At 61.0% G+C, this 13,185-nt stretch carries 13 protein-coding genes, 1 tRNA gene and 1 pseudogene; 7 read left to right on the top strand and 8 right to left on the bottom strand.

The features are described 5' to 3' along the window. The first annotated feature begins 53 nt into the window (after positions 1–53). From AC54AF_RS21390 to AC54AF_RS21400, 3 genes are all read left to right on the top strand, one after another. Complete coding sequence (locus AC54AF_RS21390; RefSeq protein ID WP_070218188.1) at positions 54–1,595, top strand: fumarate hydratase; 1,542 nt, start codon at positions 54–56, stop codon at positions 1,593–1,595. A 66-nt stretch (positions 1,596–1,661) separates the two neighbouring features. Then, positions 1,662–2,507 (top strand): glutamate racemase, encoded by an 846-nt coding sequence (murI, locus tag AC54AF_RS21395; RefSeq protein ID WP_496638144.1) that lies wholly within the window; start codon positions 1,662–1,664, stop codon positions 2,505–2,507. 142 nt (positions 2,508–2,649) lie between these two features. Next, a tRNA-His gene (locus tag AC54AF_RS21400) sits at positions 2,650–2,725 on the top strand. A gap of 144 nt (positions 2,726–2,869) precedes the next feature. Here AC54AF_RS21400 and AC54AF_RS21405 read toward each other — a convergent pair. Beyond that, on the bottom strand, positions 2,870–3,346 hold the full coding sequence (locus AC54AF_RS21405) for a hypothetical protein (protein ID WP_096234062.1): 477 nt from the start codon (positions 3,344–3,346) through the stop codon (positions 2,870–2,872). Between the two features lie 277 nt (positions 3,347–3,623). After that, on the bottom strand, positions 3,624–4,070 hold the full coding sequence (locus tag AC54AF_RS21410; RefSeq protein WP_131689685.1) for a response regulator: 447 nt from the start codon (positions 4,068–4,070) through the stop codon (positions 3,624–3,626). A gap of 288 nt (positions 4,071–4,358) precedes the next feature. On the opposite strand from AC54AF_RS21410, the gene AC54AF_RS21415 reads away from it, so the two are divergent. From AC54AF_RS21415 to AC54AF_RS21430, 4 genes and pseudogenes are all read left to right on the top strand, one after another. Further along, complete coding sequence (locus AC54AF_RS21415; protein ID WP_496638145.1) at positions 4,359–6,479, top strand: TonB-dependent receptor family protein; 2,121 nt, start codon at positions 4,359–4,361, stop codon at positions 6,477–6,479. Positions 6,480–6,549: 70 nt separating this feature from the next. Further along, a pseudogene (locus tag AC54AF_RS21420) lies at positions 6,550–6,651 on the top strand (PEP-CTERM sorting domain-containing protein); the annotation flags it as partial. Between the two features lie 256 nt (positions 6,652–6,907). After that, positions 6,908–7,357 (top strand): hypothetical protein, encoded by a 450-nt coding sequence (locus tag AC54AF_RS21425; protein WP_131689687.1) that lies wholly within the window; start codon positions 6,908–6,910, stop codon positions 7,355–7,357. A gap of 38 nt (positions 7,358–7,395) precedes the next feature. Next, on the top strand, positions 7,396–7,611 hold the full coding sequence (locus AC54AF_RS21430) for a hypothetical protein (protein ID WP_496638146.1): 216 nt from the start codon (positions 7,396–7,398) through the stop codon (positions 7,609–7,611). Between the two features lie 63 nt (positions 7,612–7,674). On the opposite strand, the gene AC54AF_RS21435 is transcribed toward AC54AF_RS21430, so the two are convergent. From AC54AF_RS21435 to dusA, 6 genes are all read right to left on the bottom strand, one after another. Further along, a complete protein-coding gene (locus AC54AF_RS21435) occupies positions 7,675–8,058 on the bottom strand; it encodes a hypothetical protein (protein ID WP_496638147.1) in 384 nt (127 codons plus the stop codon). Between the two features lie 161 nt (positions 8,059–8,219). Then, positions 8,220–8,792, bottom strand: coding sequence for a hypothetical protein (locus AC54AF_RS21440; RefSeq protein WP_496638148.1), 573 nt, complete (start codon positions 8,790–8,792; stop codon positions 8,220–8,222). Between the two features lie 168 nt (positions 8,793–8,960). Then, entirely contained in the window at positions 8,961–9,308 is a 348-nt protein-coding gene (locus AC54AF_RS21445; protein WP_436511182.1) for an energy transducer TonB, read from the bottom strand. A 60-nt stretch (positions 9,309–9,368) separates the two neighbouring features. Next, entirely contained in the window at positions 9,369–11,108 is a 1,740-nt protein-coding gene (locus AC54AF_RS21450; protein WP_131689698.1) for a methyl-accepting chemotaxis protein, read from the bottom strand. A 533-nt stretch (positions 11,109–11,641) separates the two neighbouring features. Continuing rightward, positions 11,642–12,106: a hypothetical protein gene (locus AC54AF_RS21455; protein WP_496638149.1), complete on the bottom strand. Its 465-nt coding sequence runs from the start codon at positions 12,104–12,106 to the stop codon at positions 11,642–11,644. Beyond that, positions 12,106–13,101: a tRNA dihydrouridine(20/20a) synthase DusA gene (dusA, locus tag AC54AF_RS21460; protein WP_496638150.1), complete on the bottom strand. Its 996-nt coding sequence runs from the start codon at positions 13,099–13,101 to the stop codon at positions 12,106–12,108. The genes AC54AF_RS21455 and dusA overlap by 1 nt, the downstream gene beginning before the upstream one ends. Positions 13,102–13,185 lie beyond the last annotated feature (84 nt).

Below are 13,185 nucleotides of genomic sequence, written 5' to 3' on the forward strand. Positions count from 1 at the left end.
TGATTAGCAAACAGCATCAAAGTCCTACCCTTCTTATCCACCGCGAGAACACCATGACTGTCATAAAGCAAGAAGACCTGATCGAATCCGTCGCCGCAGCGTTGCAGTACATTAGCTACTACCACCCTGCTGATTACATCGAGCACCTGGCGCGCGCCTACGCGGCCGAGCAAAGCCCGGCGGCAAAAGATGCGATCGCGCAAATCCTGACCAACTCGCGCATGTGCGCGGAAGGCAAGCGTCCTATCTGCCAGGACACGGGTATCGTCAACGTCTTCCTGAAAATCGGCATGGGCGTGCGCTTCGAAGGTTTCAGCGGCACCGTCACCGACGCCGTCAACGAAGGCGTGCGCCGCGCGTACAACTTCGACGACAACAAGCTGCGCGCCTCCATCGTGGCCGATCCGCATTTCGACCGCAAGAACACCAAGGACAACACGCCAGCCGTGGTGCACATGGAACTGGTCGAAGGCAATACCGTCGACGTGAAAGTCGCAGCCAAGGGCGGCGGTTCGGAAAACAAGTCCAAGATGATCATGATGAACCCGTCCGATTCGCTGGTGGACTGGGTCATGAAGACCGTGCCGACCATGGGCGCCGGCTGGTGCCCGCCAGGCATGCTGGGCATCGGCATCGGCGGCACGGCCGAAAAAGCCATGCTGATGGCAAAAGAAGTGTTGATGGAAGACATCGACATGTTTGAGCTGAAACAACGCGGCCCGCAGAACAAGCTGGAAGAACTGCGCATCGAGCTGTGCGACAAGATCAACTCGCTGGGCATCGGCGCGCAAGGCCTGGGCGGCCTGACGACCGTGCTCGACGTGAAAATCATGATGCACCCGACGCACGCCGCATCGAAGCCTGTCGCCATGATCCCGAACTGCGCCGCCACGCGCCACGGCCACTTCGTGCTGGACGGCTCGGGCCCTGCCTACATGACGCCGCCGTCGCTGTCGTCGTGGCCGGAAGTGCACTGGACGCCGGACACGGAAAAATCCAAGCGCGTCGACCTGAATACCCTGACCAAGGAAGAAGTCGCTTCGTGGACGCCGGGCCAGACCTTGCTGTTGAACGGCAAGATGCTGACGGGCCGCGACGCCGCGCACAAACGCATCCAGGACATGCTGGCCCGTGGCGAAGAATTGCCGGTCGACTTCAAGAACCGCGTGATCTACTACGTGGGCCCCGTCGATCCCGTGCGCGACGAAGCCGTCGGCCCGGCCGGTCCGACGACCGCCACGCGCATGGACAAGTTCACCGACATGATGCTGGAAAAAACGGGCCTGATCGCCATGATCGGCAAGGCCGAACGTGGCCCGGTCGCCATCGAATCGATCCAGAAGCACCAGTCGGCCTATTTGATGGCCGTCGGCGGCGCCGCCTACCTGGTGTCGAAAGCCATCAAGCACGCCAAGGTGCTGGGCTTTGCCGACATGGGCATGGAAGCGATCTACGAATTCGACGTCGTCGACATGCCGGTGACGGTGGCCGTGGATGCAAAAGGCACCTCGGTGCACAACACGGGCCCGAAAGAGTGGCAGGCGAAGATCGAGCAACTCAATAGCGTCAGCAAGATCCCCGTGACGGTCGCTTAAACAAGCTCTACCATTGACGCCGCGCGGCAACATCAGCGCGGCGTTTTTTATCTTCAACGGTTCCCTATGACTTTGACTGCAAGCACTGCCCGCCCAGACGCGCCCATCGGCATTTTTGATTCCGGCGTGGGCGGCCTGTCGGTGCTGCGCCATATCCGCGCGCAGCTGCCGCAAGAAGATTTGATGTACTTTGCCGATTCCGCCCATGCGCCGTATGGCGACAAGACGGAGCAGCAAGTGGTCGACCGTTCGCTGGCGATCACCGCCTTTTTATTGCAGCAAGGCGCGAAAGCGCTGGTGGTGGCGTGCAACACGGCCACCATCGCCGCCATCAAGGCGCTGCGCGCGCGCTATCCCGACCTGCCCATCGTCGGCGTCGAACCTGGCCTGAAACCGGCGGCCGCCATCAGCCGCAACGGCAAGATCGCCGTGCTGGCCACCGAGCGCACCTTGCGCGGCGACAAACTGCTTGCCCTGCGCGAGCAGGTGAGCGCCGCCACGGGCGCCACCTTCATCTTGCAGCCCTGCATCGGCCTGGCCGACCGCATCGAGCAGTGCGAGCTGGGCAATGATCCGACGGACGCTACCAGCGCCATGCTCGAACGCTACATCGCGCCCATGCTGGCGCAAGGCGTCGACACCCTGGTGCTCGGCTGCACGCACTACCCCTTCGTGCAGGACGCCATCGTCCGCACGGTGCGCGCGCATACGCAGGAAACGATTACGCTGGTGGACACCGGCGACGCCGTGGCGCGCCAGCTGACCCGCTTGCTCGACGCTGCCAGCCTGCGCCGCACCGGCAACGACGCGCCGCAACTGCGGGGCTACACGACGGCCAGTGTCGAAGCCCTGGCGCAAGCCTTCGCCGGCTTGCTGGACTTGCACCCGCCCATCGAACACCTGTCCGTGTGAGCGGTGTGAGCAAAAGCGACCGTTTTCATGCAATCTTTCGATTCTTTAAAAAAGACTGCATTTAGATTTGCCACTTTGCCGAGTTCTTTGTATAATTCGGCACCTGTTCAGCAAAACAGCTAAACAGGCAAGTAAGACAGTGGTGGCTGTAGCTCAGTTGGTAGAGTCCAGGATTGTGATTCCTGTTGTCGTGGGTTCGAGCCCCATCAGCCACCCCACAGAATTAGTGGTAAATAAAAAGGGTTACATGCTTCGGCTTGTGACCCTTTTTTGTTTTCAGGATAATTCATTGCGAGCATCATTGCACATGTTAATGACAGGCAGCCGAGACTGCCCGCAAGCCCGCACAGGGTCACCCGATTTTACGATTTCGCCGCCAGCGCAGGGTGCTGCGCATCGACACAATAACCATTCCAGTACACTTCCTCGAACGAGGTCAGGGAAATCCCTTTTCTTGACGCCTCTTTGTCCTGCATGCTGGCCTCATCCATCTCGACAATATACGTGTCAAAGGTGTTGAGCTTTTCATTATCGGCACTGACGGAAACAAAACGCGTGCCGCCGGTATATGCCCCGAAGCCATTCTTGCCGTCAACGATACCGCACACGACGATTTCCATCGTTTCGCTATCCTTGCGCTTGTGAACGAGATACGAGGAGCGGATCACCGTCGAATCGGGATCTTTCATTTTCGCCTTCAATGCCTTGAGGGCATCGTCCTTCGCCCAGCCATCGGGTCCAGCCATCTTGTTACGCACATAATAACCTGCAGCCATTAGCGATGGCACGCCAATAACAAGCACCACCACAGCAATCAGCAAGTACTTCAGAAATTTCATACCCACCCTTCAAAGATCAACATCAGAGAATGCACCGGCCGTGCAAATACACTGCCAGCGAGCAATAAAACTATCGCATGATCATTTGAATATGTTTGAATGTCAACTTCCAAAATCCCCGGCCTTCGCACACCAGGTTTGGCCAACTTGCGCACGGTAAAGGAAGATAATCCCGGCGCCTGCGGGACGGAGCCCTTTCGTGCAAGCGGGGCAGCTGAATCCCAAGCAAAATAGGCAAGCAAAGGCTCGCCAGGCAGTGCTTGATGACGCGGAAAACCTACCCCGCCAGCACCGACTGCACCGTCGTCGCCAGGTCTTCCAGGCGCACGGGCTTGACGAGGAAGTGGCGAAAGCCCGCAGCCAGCGCGTCGTCCATGTACATGGGCAGGCTGTGGCCGGTGACGGCGATCAGCACGGCGTTGGCCGTCTCGGGATTGTGGTGCAGGCGGCGGCCGATTTCGATGCCGCTGATGCCGGGCATTTCGATGTCGAGGTAGACGGCATCGGGCACGCACAGCTTGACTTGCTCGACGGCCATCTGCCAGTTGCGCACCACCACGGCGTGGTGGCCCAGCGCTTCAAGCAGCATGGCCAGCGATTCGCCCACTTCCTGGTTGTCGTCGACCACCAGCAGATTGAGTTTGCGCGCAGCACTTGCCGGCTGGTCGCCCTGGCGGCGTTCCACGGAGGAATTGCCTGGTGTCGTTTCAGTTGTCTGGCTCATTGTACCTTCACGTCTGACGGCTGCAAAAACGCGAGTATACAAGAAGCGCGCGCAATGCCGCCGCACCCGAGCAATGGTGCCAAGCGGCAATCCGGGCGCACCGCTGTACCGCGCCAGCAACACTTCCCCGCCCTCGCGCGGAGAAAGCCGGCCCTACGCAGTTTGCGCAATTGACGGATAAAATGAGAATCATTATCATTCTTATCCGCTTGCGCCGGATGTCCACGCCACGATGTTGTCGCGCCGCCCGATTGCCCGCGCAAACATTGTCATTACGGAGATCCATGCATGGCTGCCACACCTTCCACACTGCCCTTTTCGCTGCGCCCGTGCGCGCTGGCCATCGCCCTCGCCTGCCTGGGCGCTTCCCTTGCCGCGCAGGCGCAGGAAGCCAGTTCGCGCAACACGGCCGATAACGCCGGGCCCATCCTGGAATCGATCCAGGTCAGCAGCAACCTGCTGGGCACCAGCATGGCCGCCAGCACGAAAAATTTCGCGGGCGCCCGCACCGTGGTGCAGAAAGATGACATCGAGAACTCGGGCGCGACCAGCCTCAGCGACGTCATGCGCCGCATTCCCGGGGTGCAGATCAGCGACAACTCGGGCAGCGCCGGCAGCGCCATCGCCCTGAATATTGGCGTGCGGGGACTGGCCGGACGCTATTCGCCGCGCAGCACGGTGTTGCTCGACGGCATCCCGATGTCGGTGGCGCCGTATGGCCAGCCGCAACTGTCGTTCGCGCCCGTCAGCCTCGCCAATGTCGAGACGGTCGACGTGGTGCGCGGCGGCGGCGCCGTGCGCTTCGGCCCGCAAAACGTGGGCGGCATCATCAACTTCAAGACGCGCCGCGTGCCCACCACGCCAGGCATCACGGGCGACGCCAGCGTGCGCTATAACGCGTACAGCGAAGTGGGCCATAACACGCAGGCCAGCGTCTTTGCCGGCACCCAGCTCGACAGCGGCCTGGGCCTGGCGGTACTGTATTCCGGCATCCGCGGCAGCGACTGGCGCGTCGGCAGCGACGAAAAGGTCAACGACTTCGCCCTGAAATTGCGCTACGACCTAAGTCCCACGGCCGAGGTCTACGGCAAGCTGTCCTACTATGACGTGACGTCGCGCACGCCCGGTGGCCTGACTGCCGCGCAATACAAGGCCGACCCGTTCCAGAACACGCGCCCGAGCGACTACTGGAGCGGCGAGCGCAAGGCCTTCGACATCGGCTACCTGAATGCCATCTCCGGCACGCAGGAATTCGAGGTGCGCGCCTATTACAACAAGAGCTCGCGCGAAAGCACCCTGATCAACGCCGGCCGCACGGGCCTGGGGCACCAGCCGCGCAACTATGAAACGACGGCCATCGAGCCGCGCTACACGCAGCGCTTCACGACCGGCAAGGTGTCGCAAGACGTCACCGTCGGCTACCGCTACCTGGCCGAGCGGGCCGATGAAACCATCTACAACGTCGTCATCGCCAGCGGCGTGCAACAAAAGCCGACGCGCTTCGCCGACAATGCCACCGATGCGCAAGCCGTGTATATCGACGACAAGATCGCCATCGACGCGTGGCGCATCACGCCCGGCGTGCGCTACGAGCACATCAAGACGGAGCGCTACAACCACTTGCCGGTCGACCAGAAGATCGAGTTACTCAACAACAAGGCCCTGCCCTCGCTGAACGTGGCCTACTTGCTGAGCAACAACGTGACCCTGTTTGGCAATTACAACAGCTCGTTTGGCGCCGTGCAAAATACGCAGCTGAACTCGCAGTCAAGCAAGAACCCGCTGCAGCCGGAACTGGCGAAAACAGCCGAGCTGGGCGCGCGCTGGAAGAGCGGCCAGCTGTCGGCCGAGGCGACCTTGTTCAACATCAAGTTCGACAACCAGATCCAGTCCGTCGGCAGCGGCGAGAACGCCGTCTTCTACAACGTGGGCGCCACGCATCACCGGGGCCTGGAATCGGCCATCAATTACCATTTCGACCAGTCCGGCCCGCTGGCCGGCTTGAACGCCTACGCCACCTACACCTACACCAAGGCGACCCTGCAGGACGGCGTGAACGCGGGCAATGACGTGCCCTTCTATTCGCGCAACACGGACACCGTTGGCGCCCACTACCAGCTGGGCGCGTGGGGTTTTGATTTGTCGAGCAGCCACCAGAGCCGCCAGTTCGCCGACGAGGCCAACACCGTGGCGGAAAACACGGCCGGCAACCTGGGCGTCATTCCCGGCTTCCGTACCTGGAACACGCAAGTGAAATGGAAGGTGCCGGGCCAGAATGGCATGGAGCTGGTCGCCGGCGTCAACAACCTCGCCGACAAGCGCTACTTCACGCGCACTTCGGATGGCAACCTGGGCAAGATGGTGGGGGCGCCGCGCATGGTCTACCTGCAGGGACGCCTGGCGTTCTGACCGTGCGCGCCGTGCCGCCTCCCGGATCGACAGGCGGCACGGTGCGAGAGACAAGACAAGACCTGCTCCTAATGTCTCGGTGATGGCGGCCGTGCCGGAACCGGAAACCTACGCCATGCTGCTGGGCCTGGGTTTGCTGGGTTTCGTGGCACGCCGCAAGGGCGCCGCCTGAATCTGAAGTCGTCGCGCAAGAGCCGCTCCGCCACCTGGCCGGGCGGCTTTTTTCATGGAAAAACGGATGCATTAGAGCAGTAAATGTTGCCAAGAAGAATTAAATTGACGCTACAATAGCGAGGTATCAAGCAATGCCAAGCATCGCTCCGCCAGGGCCCCTACCCCGCCCTGATCATCAGCACGCATTTTTTGAACAGGATGACTGGCGCTGCCGGGCCCGATTGCGCTCCCGGCACGGCCACCACACACGCACCATGTCTGCAGAAAAAAACATCACCGAAACGAGTTCCTACGGCAAGGAAACGCCCGTGGGACGTCCCGACATCGATGGCCGCGCCGGCATCTTCGTGCCCACGGCGGAGTTTGACATCGACAATACCACCACCATCCGCAAGGGCGCGGGCATTGTCGGCTTCGGCAACCTCGATGGCACCCTGACCGTGTACTTCGAAGCGAACCGCTTCGACGAAAGCAATCTGCACAAGTGGGAACACAAGGCGCGCAAGGCGTATGACCGCATGGTCATGGGCGCGCCGACCGTGTCGAAGGCGAAAATCGATGCGCGCATGCTGGAACAGGTGGGCATCATCGATGGCATGGGCATCAACCTCAAGCACCCGGAACGCCTGACGCACTGGCTGGCGATCTCAAACGTGCCGGACACGGCGCCGGAAGAACCTGTCGTACGCTGGAAAAACCGCTAAATGGCCGGAGAGCGCGGCTGGGCGCCGGGCACGAGGTGTTGTCCTACACGGTGGCGGACATTCTTCTGATGCCCGATGGCATTAATTCATCCTATGATGAAAGCCTGACCACACCTCATACCACTCAGGAGTACGACATGTCCCGCCTCATCCCGATCAGCTTTGGCGCCTTGCAAATAGGTCTGGCAGCGGCGGCGATGTACATCTTGTGTTCGGCGGACATACTGCACCAGGGTTCGGTTTATTTCCACTAGTAAAATGACAAAGCCGGGAAAGCAACGCTTGTCCGGCTTTGTCCTGCATGCAAGCGCAACAGATTAGCGCCTGCCGTGGTAGCGGCCATGCCCGCCCCAGCCGCCGCGGTGCCCACCGTGGCGCCCAAAGCCGAACATGAAGTCCAGCCCGATCGTCACGGGCGGATTGTAATAATACGGTTGCGGCGCGTACACGGGCGCCGGCACATACACGGGCTGCTGCACGTACACTGGCTGCCGCTGCACATACACGGGTTCATTCGTGTATTCCACGCGCGGTGCGCTCATCACGCGGCCCGACTGCACCGGCTCGGACGAAACCGTATGCCATTCATAGGGATTGTAGGCCCCCTGTGGCGCGCGCGACCCGTAATACGCGGGACCGGGGGGCGCCACGGCGCAGCCCCCCAGGGCGGCCAGCGAAATTACTGCCAACAGGGTTTTCATTGCAATTCTCCTCGAGTACCAATTCCATGTACTACCTTAATTAAGTACTATAAGAAATTACGTCGAGCTTTGCTGCGCTTTTACCGATTGTTACACGCCGACGCACGCCGCAACATGAAATGTGGCAAAGCCTCCACAAGCCACTCGTGCGGCATGTTTCCTCAAATAAACGGAATCGCGCACGCATCGATGGCCTTGCCGGCCGCATCGTAGCGCTGCACGCACACCTGGTAGCGCACGCCGTAATCGAGCTCGACCTGCTCGACCTTGCCATACTTCAATTTCCAGCTGGGCTGCACCTGTTGCCGGCCAGCCAGCGCGGCCACATCCTGCGGAATCGCCATCGCCGTTTGCGTCTCGCCCTGGCGCGCATCCTGGCGCCGCGCCACGTCGATAGCCACGCTCACGGCCAGATCGACGCCGCCGTCAGCATAGCTCAGCGTGGGCGCGCCGCGCTGCGCCCGCATCACGCCCCAGGCGCAAGGCTTGCCATCGGCCTCGCATTGCTTCAATTGCGCCAGTGGAAAATATTCAGGGGCAACTTTGCCATCCTTGATGGGCCAGCTGGTGCGCACGCCGTCGCGCTTGCCCGTCAGGGGATTGTCCCAGCTCAGGCTATTCACGACGGCCACGGTCTGCCCCGCCTGCAAGCCTACGGGCGTGCCCAGCGATGCGCAGGCGGAAAGCAGCAAGCCGCTGGCGGCCAGGGAAGAAAGTGTCAGGATGCGCTGCATGGTAGGCCTCTTGTGGTGGGAGATCCCGAAGGTATGTTTCGAGGGTAACAGAATCGGCGGCGACAGCGCCGTTGGCTGGCGCACATAACAGAACGGGCGGCACCCTTGCAAGCGCCGCCCGTAGCGGATACGGCCATGCCGGGAGCCTGGCTCCCGGCGCTACGTGGATCAGTCCAGCTTCCAGGCGTAATCGACCTTGGTCCAGGTTTGCGCCGCAGCGCCATCCTTGGTGCCCGGCTTGAACTTGCACGCGGACAGCGCCTTGATGGCGGCCTTGTCCAGGTTCTTGAAGCCGCTGCTCTTGTCGACTTTCGAATCGGCAACGCTGCCATCGGCATTCACCAGGAAGGACATCGACACGGTGCCCTGCTCTTCGTTCATCAGCGAGGCTTTCGGATAGTCGGCCTTGCAGGTCTTGGCGTCGAACGACGCCGGCACCTCGGCCGCGAAGGCGGCGGAAGAAACGGACACCAGCAAGGCTGCTGCAACACTCATCAAACGCTTATTCTCAAACATGTGCTTCCCCATGATTATCAGATACGGTAATTACAATTTCCTGTGCGCTGTTGGCCGCGCTTAAAACTCTTCCCACTCGTCATTGCTGCCGGCGCCTGCCGCCTTGCGTGGCGCCGCAGCAGCCACGGGAACTGCCGCTTCCGCCTTGCGGGTCAGCGATTTGACCGGACGCAATGCCGGCGCCGGCTTGCGCACGGCCACTGGTGCGCTAGCTACGGGTGCCGGCACATACGCTGCCGGCTTCTCCTCGCCGTCGACCAGTTTGAAGATGCTGACCACGTGGGCCAGTTCGGCCGCCTGGTCTTGCAAGCTTTGCGCCGCGGCGGCTGCCTGCTCCACCAGGGCGGCATTTTGCTGCGTCATGCCATCCATCTCGATGATCGACAGGTTGACCTGTTCGATGCCGGCGCTTTGTTCCTGGCTGGCACTGGCGATCTCGCTCATGATGTCGGTGACGCGGCGCACGCTGTCGACCACTTCGCCCATCGTCACGCCAGCCTGGCCGACCAGGCGCGTGCCGCGCTCCGTCTTCTCGGCCGAATCGTCGATGAGAATCTTGATTTCTTTCGCCGCGCCAGCGGAGCGCTGGGCCAGGTTGCGCACTTCCGACGCCACCACGGCAAAGCCGCGGCCTTGCTCGCCGGCACGTGCCGCTTCCACGGCCGCGTTCAGCGCCAGGATGTTGGTCTGGAAAGCGATGCCATCGATCACGCCAATGATGTCGACAATCTTCTTCGCCGACTCATTGATCGAACTCATGGTGTCAACCACTTGCGACACCACGGAGCCGCCCTTCAGGGCCACGTCCGACGCGGTGGCGGCCAGCTTGTTCGCTTCGCGCGCATTGTCCGCATTCTGTTTCACGGTCGAAGTCAGCTCTTCCATGGCCGACGCCGTTTTTTCCAGCGCGCTGGCCTGCATTTCCGTACGCGACGACAGGTCGATATTGCCGTCGGCAATTTCGCGCGACGCCGTACCGATGGTTTCCGTCCCCACGCGCACCTGGCCAACGATGCCCACCAGGCTGTCGCGCATTTCCTTCATTTCCGCCAGCAGGCTGGACGTATCGGAAGGCTGCGTGTGGATGCCGATCGACAGGTCGCCATTGGCGATGCTGCCGGCGATCGACGCCGTGTAGTCAGGCTCGCCGCCCAGCTGTTTCAGCAGGCCGCGGGTAATCACCAGTGCCGCCGCCACGCCCATCGCCACGGCCAGTACGCCGAGGATGATCATGAACAGACGCGCGCTGTCGAAGGCCTTGCGGGCATCCGATTGCATCTGCTCATTGAGCTTGTCTTCCAGCACGGCCAGTTGCTCCAGCGCTTCCATCCATTTTTTCTGTACCGGGCGGATTTCCTTGATCATCACGCGCGTGGCGCCTTCCGCATCGTTGGCCATCCACAGGGCCGAGGCCTTGGCGATGGCCGGCATGGCGGCCGCTTCGTATTCCTTGATCGAAGCGAGCAAGGCTTTTTCTTCAGGAGTCGACTCGACGGCGAATTTCTCTTCGAGCTTCTTCTGCGTTTCCTGATAAGTGGTCGTTTGCGTCTTGATACGCGCCATTTCCGGCTCCATATCGCCGGCGTCGGTCATCAGGGTCAGGATGCGCAGCGAGGTGATGCGGTCGCTGACGTTGCCACGCATGTCGATCACCAGGCGAGTGACGACGTTGTTGACATTGATCACGTGATCGAGACGTTCCTGGATTTGCGCCATGCGCGCGATGCCGAGGACGGTCACGGCCACCAGCAGAACCAGTACCAGGGCGAAACCCAGGCCCAGGCGGGTACCAACCTTCATTTTTGCTAAATTCATTTCGGCTCTTCGTAAATGAAACTATTGATAAGAATTTTTGCCCGGCACGACAAGACGAAGGCTGCGCAACACCGGAATCCGCCCTTACCCACTGGTATGCTGGCGGTATCCGGCCGCACGCAGCCTGGGGTACTTCCTGATCCACAACAGCCCTGAAAACGCCAGTAACTGCGAATGCAACTAGTTCCACACAGTGGATTTCTGATACCGTTAATGTGAAATCAACATCAAAAATTCATATGAGAAATATTTGTCTATAATCAATTATAGGTGTAAATTTTGCCTCAAAGCAAGCAATAAGTACCTGAATAAATGCCTGATTAACTTTCTTCGGGGAAATGGCAACAACGCCGTTTCTTGCGCCTTAGAAATGCCCCACGACAGTGCGGGCGTGCGCCGAAACAGCGCATTTACAACACATGGCATAGCCATATAACATCGTTTTGGGAGGGGTACTCAGAGGAAGGGGTACTGCGGACAATACCACTGCGCCGGGGCAGCGGTATAGACAACTTGGATCAGCGGTCCCAGCTGCAATGCATCACATAGGCGTGGCCGTCTGTGCCGAAGACAAAGACGCTCCAGATGGCGCCCAATCGACCAGCCAGGCTGCCCTGGCCAGACGATACCAGTTGATACCAGTGCGGCTCGCTGCCGAACAGCTCGGCAAGTTCGCCCTCGAAACCATCATATAAACGTGCGTCGAGCGGCTGGCGGTCCGCTTCGCTCATCGGCAGCAAGCGCTCAAGCAGCCACTGGCGCGGCGTGCACAAGGCGCCGCTGCATACCATGCTCTCGATCGGCTGCAGGCGCATGCCGTCCGGCTGCAGCTTCAGCGCGCGGCACAGCGCGTCGCAGGACGCCTGCGGCGCGACGGGTCCCAGATACGCGCACAGAAACCCGCTGCCATCATCCTTCAGCGCGCTGACGGCATGCAGGTAGCCCTGCAGCTGCTGTGCATGGGCGTGGACGTCGCCGCGCATCAGGCAGGCAGCGACAAGCGCGCTGCCGCTTCCAGCAGCAAACGCGGGTCGCCCGAGGCCAGCTTCTTCGAATCGGACAAGGTCTGGCGGTAGCCGCGCGCGCCGGGCAGGTTTTGCATCAGGCCCAGCATGTGGCGCGTGACACTGTTCAGTTTCAATCTCCCCGCTTCTTTTTCCAGCTGCGCGCTGATATACGGAATCATCGCTTCGAGCACCTGTTCGCGCGTTTTGACGGGAGCGTCGTCGCCGTAGTAGCGCTGGTCGAACTGCGCCATCACGTAGGGGTTGTGATACGCCTCGCGGCCCAGCATGACGCCGTCCAGGTGCTGCAGGTGCAGGTCGATTTCGTCCAGGGTCTTGATGCCGCCATTGATGATGAACTCGAATTGCGGAAAATCACGCTTCAAGCGGTAGGCATAGTCATACTTGAGTGGCGGCACTTCGCGGTTTTCCTTCGGGCTCAGGCCTTTCAGGATAGCGTTGCGCGCATGCACGATAAACGTCTTGCAGCCGGCGTCGGCCACGGTGCCGACGAAATCGCGCACGAAGTCGTACGATTCGCTGTCGTCGATGCCGATGCGGTGTTTGACGGTCACATCGATGTCGACCACGTCGCGCATGGCTTTCACGCAGTCGGCCACCAGTTGCGGCTCGGCCATCAGGCAGGCGCCAAACGCGCCTTTCTGCACGCGCTCGGACGGGCAGCCGCAGTTCAGGTTGACCTCGTCGTAACCCCACTGCTGGCCCAGCCTGGCGCTCGTGGCCAGGTCCTTCGGATCGCTGCCGCCCAGCTGCAGCGCCACCGGATGCTCTTCCTCGTTGAAGCGCAAATGGCGCTCCACGTCGCCGTACACGAGCGCGCCCGTCGTCACCATCTCGGTATACAGCCAGGTGTGGCGCGTGATTTCGCGGTGGAACTTGCGGCAATGGCGGTCGGTCCAGTCCATCATGGGGGCGACGGACAGGCGGCGGGAAGGCAAAGAAGAGGAAGTCATGGTGTCTACAAAAAACAGGAGCTGCAAATGACAAACCCGCTGCGCGCCTCACCAGTGACGGTGACGCGGCGCAGCGGGCCGGGA

It is taken from the genome of Janthinobacterium sp. JF4 (genome assembly GCF_059617925.1).

Excerpts from the sequence above, each read along its gene's own strand:
- AC54AF_RS21410 (WP_131689685.1), bottom strand. The coding sequence starts at position 4,070 with ATGAGCCAGACAACTGAAACGACACCAGGCAATTCCTCCGTGGAACGC.
- AC54AF_RS21445 (WP_436511182.1), bottom strand. The coding sequence starts at position 9,308 with ATGTTTGAGAATAAGCGTTTGATGAGTGTTGCAGCAGCCTTGCTGGTG.
- murI (WP_496638144.1), top strand. The coding sequence starts at position 1,662 with ATGACTTTGACTGCAAGCACTGCCCGCCCAGACGCGCCCATCGGCATT.
- AC54AF_RS21425 (WP_131689687.1), top strand. The coding sequence starts at position 6,908 with ATGTCTGCAGAAAAAAACATCACCGAAACGAGTTCCTACGGCAAGGAA.
- AC54AF_RS21415 (WP_496638145.1), top strand. The coding sequence starts at position 4,359 with ATGGCTGCCACACCTTCCACACTGCCCTTTTCGCTGCGCCCGTGCGCG.
- AC54AF_RS21435 (WP_496638147.1), bottom strand. The coding sequence starts at position 8,058 with ATGAAAACCCTGTTGGCAGTAATTTCGCTGGCCGCCCTGGGGGGCTGC.
- AC54AF_RS21390 (WP_070218188.1), top strand. The coding sequence starts at position 54 with ATGACTGTCATAAAGCAAGAAGACCTGATCGAATCCGTCGCCGCAGCG.
- AC54AF_RS21440 (WP_496638148.1), bottom strand. The coding sequence starts at position 8,792 with ATGCAGCGCATCCTGACACTTTCTTCCCTGGCCGCCAGCGGCTTGCTG.
- AC54AF_RS21405 (WP_096234062.1), bottom strand. The coding sequence starts at position 3,346 with ATGAAATTTCTGAAGTACTTGCTGATTGCTGTGGTGGTGCTTGTTATT.
- AC54AF_RS21450 (WP_131689698.1), bottom strand. The coding sequence starts at position 11,108 with ATGAAGGTTGGTACCCGCCTGGGCCTGGGTTTCGCCCTGGTACTGGTT.
- dusA (WP_496638150.1), bottom strand. The coding sequence starts at position 13,101 with ATGACTTCCTCTTCTTTGCCTTCCCGCCGCCTGTCCGTCGCCCCCATG.
- AC54AF_RS21455 (WP_496638149.1), bottom strand. The coding sequence starts at position 12,106 with ATGCGCGGCGACGTCCACGCCCATGCACAGCAGCTGCAGGGCTACCTG.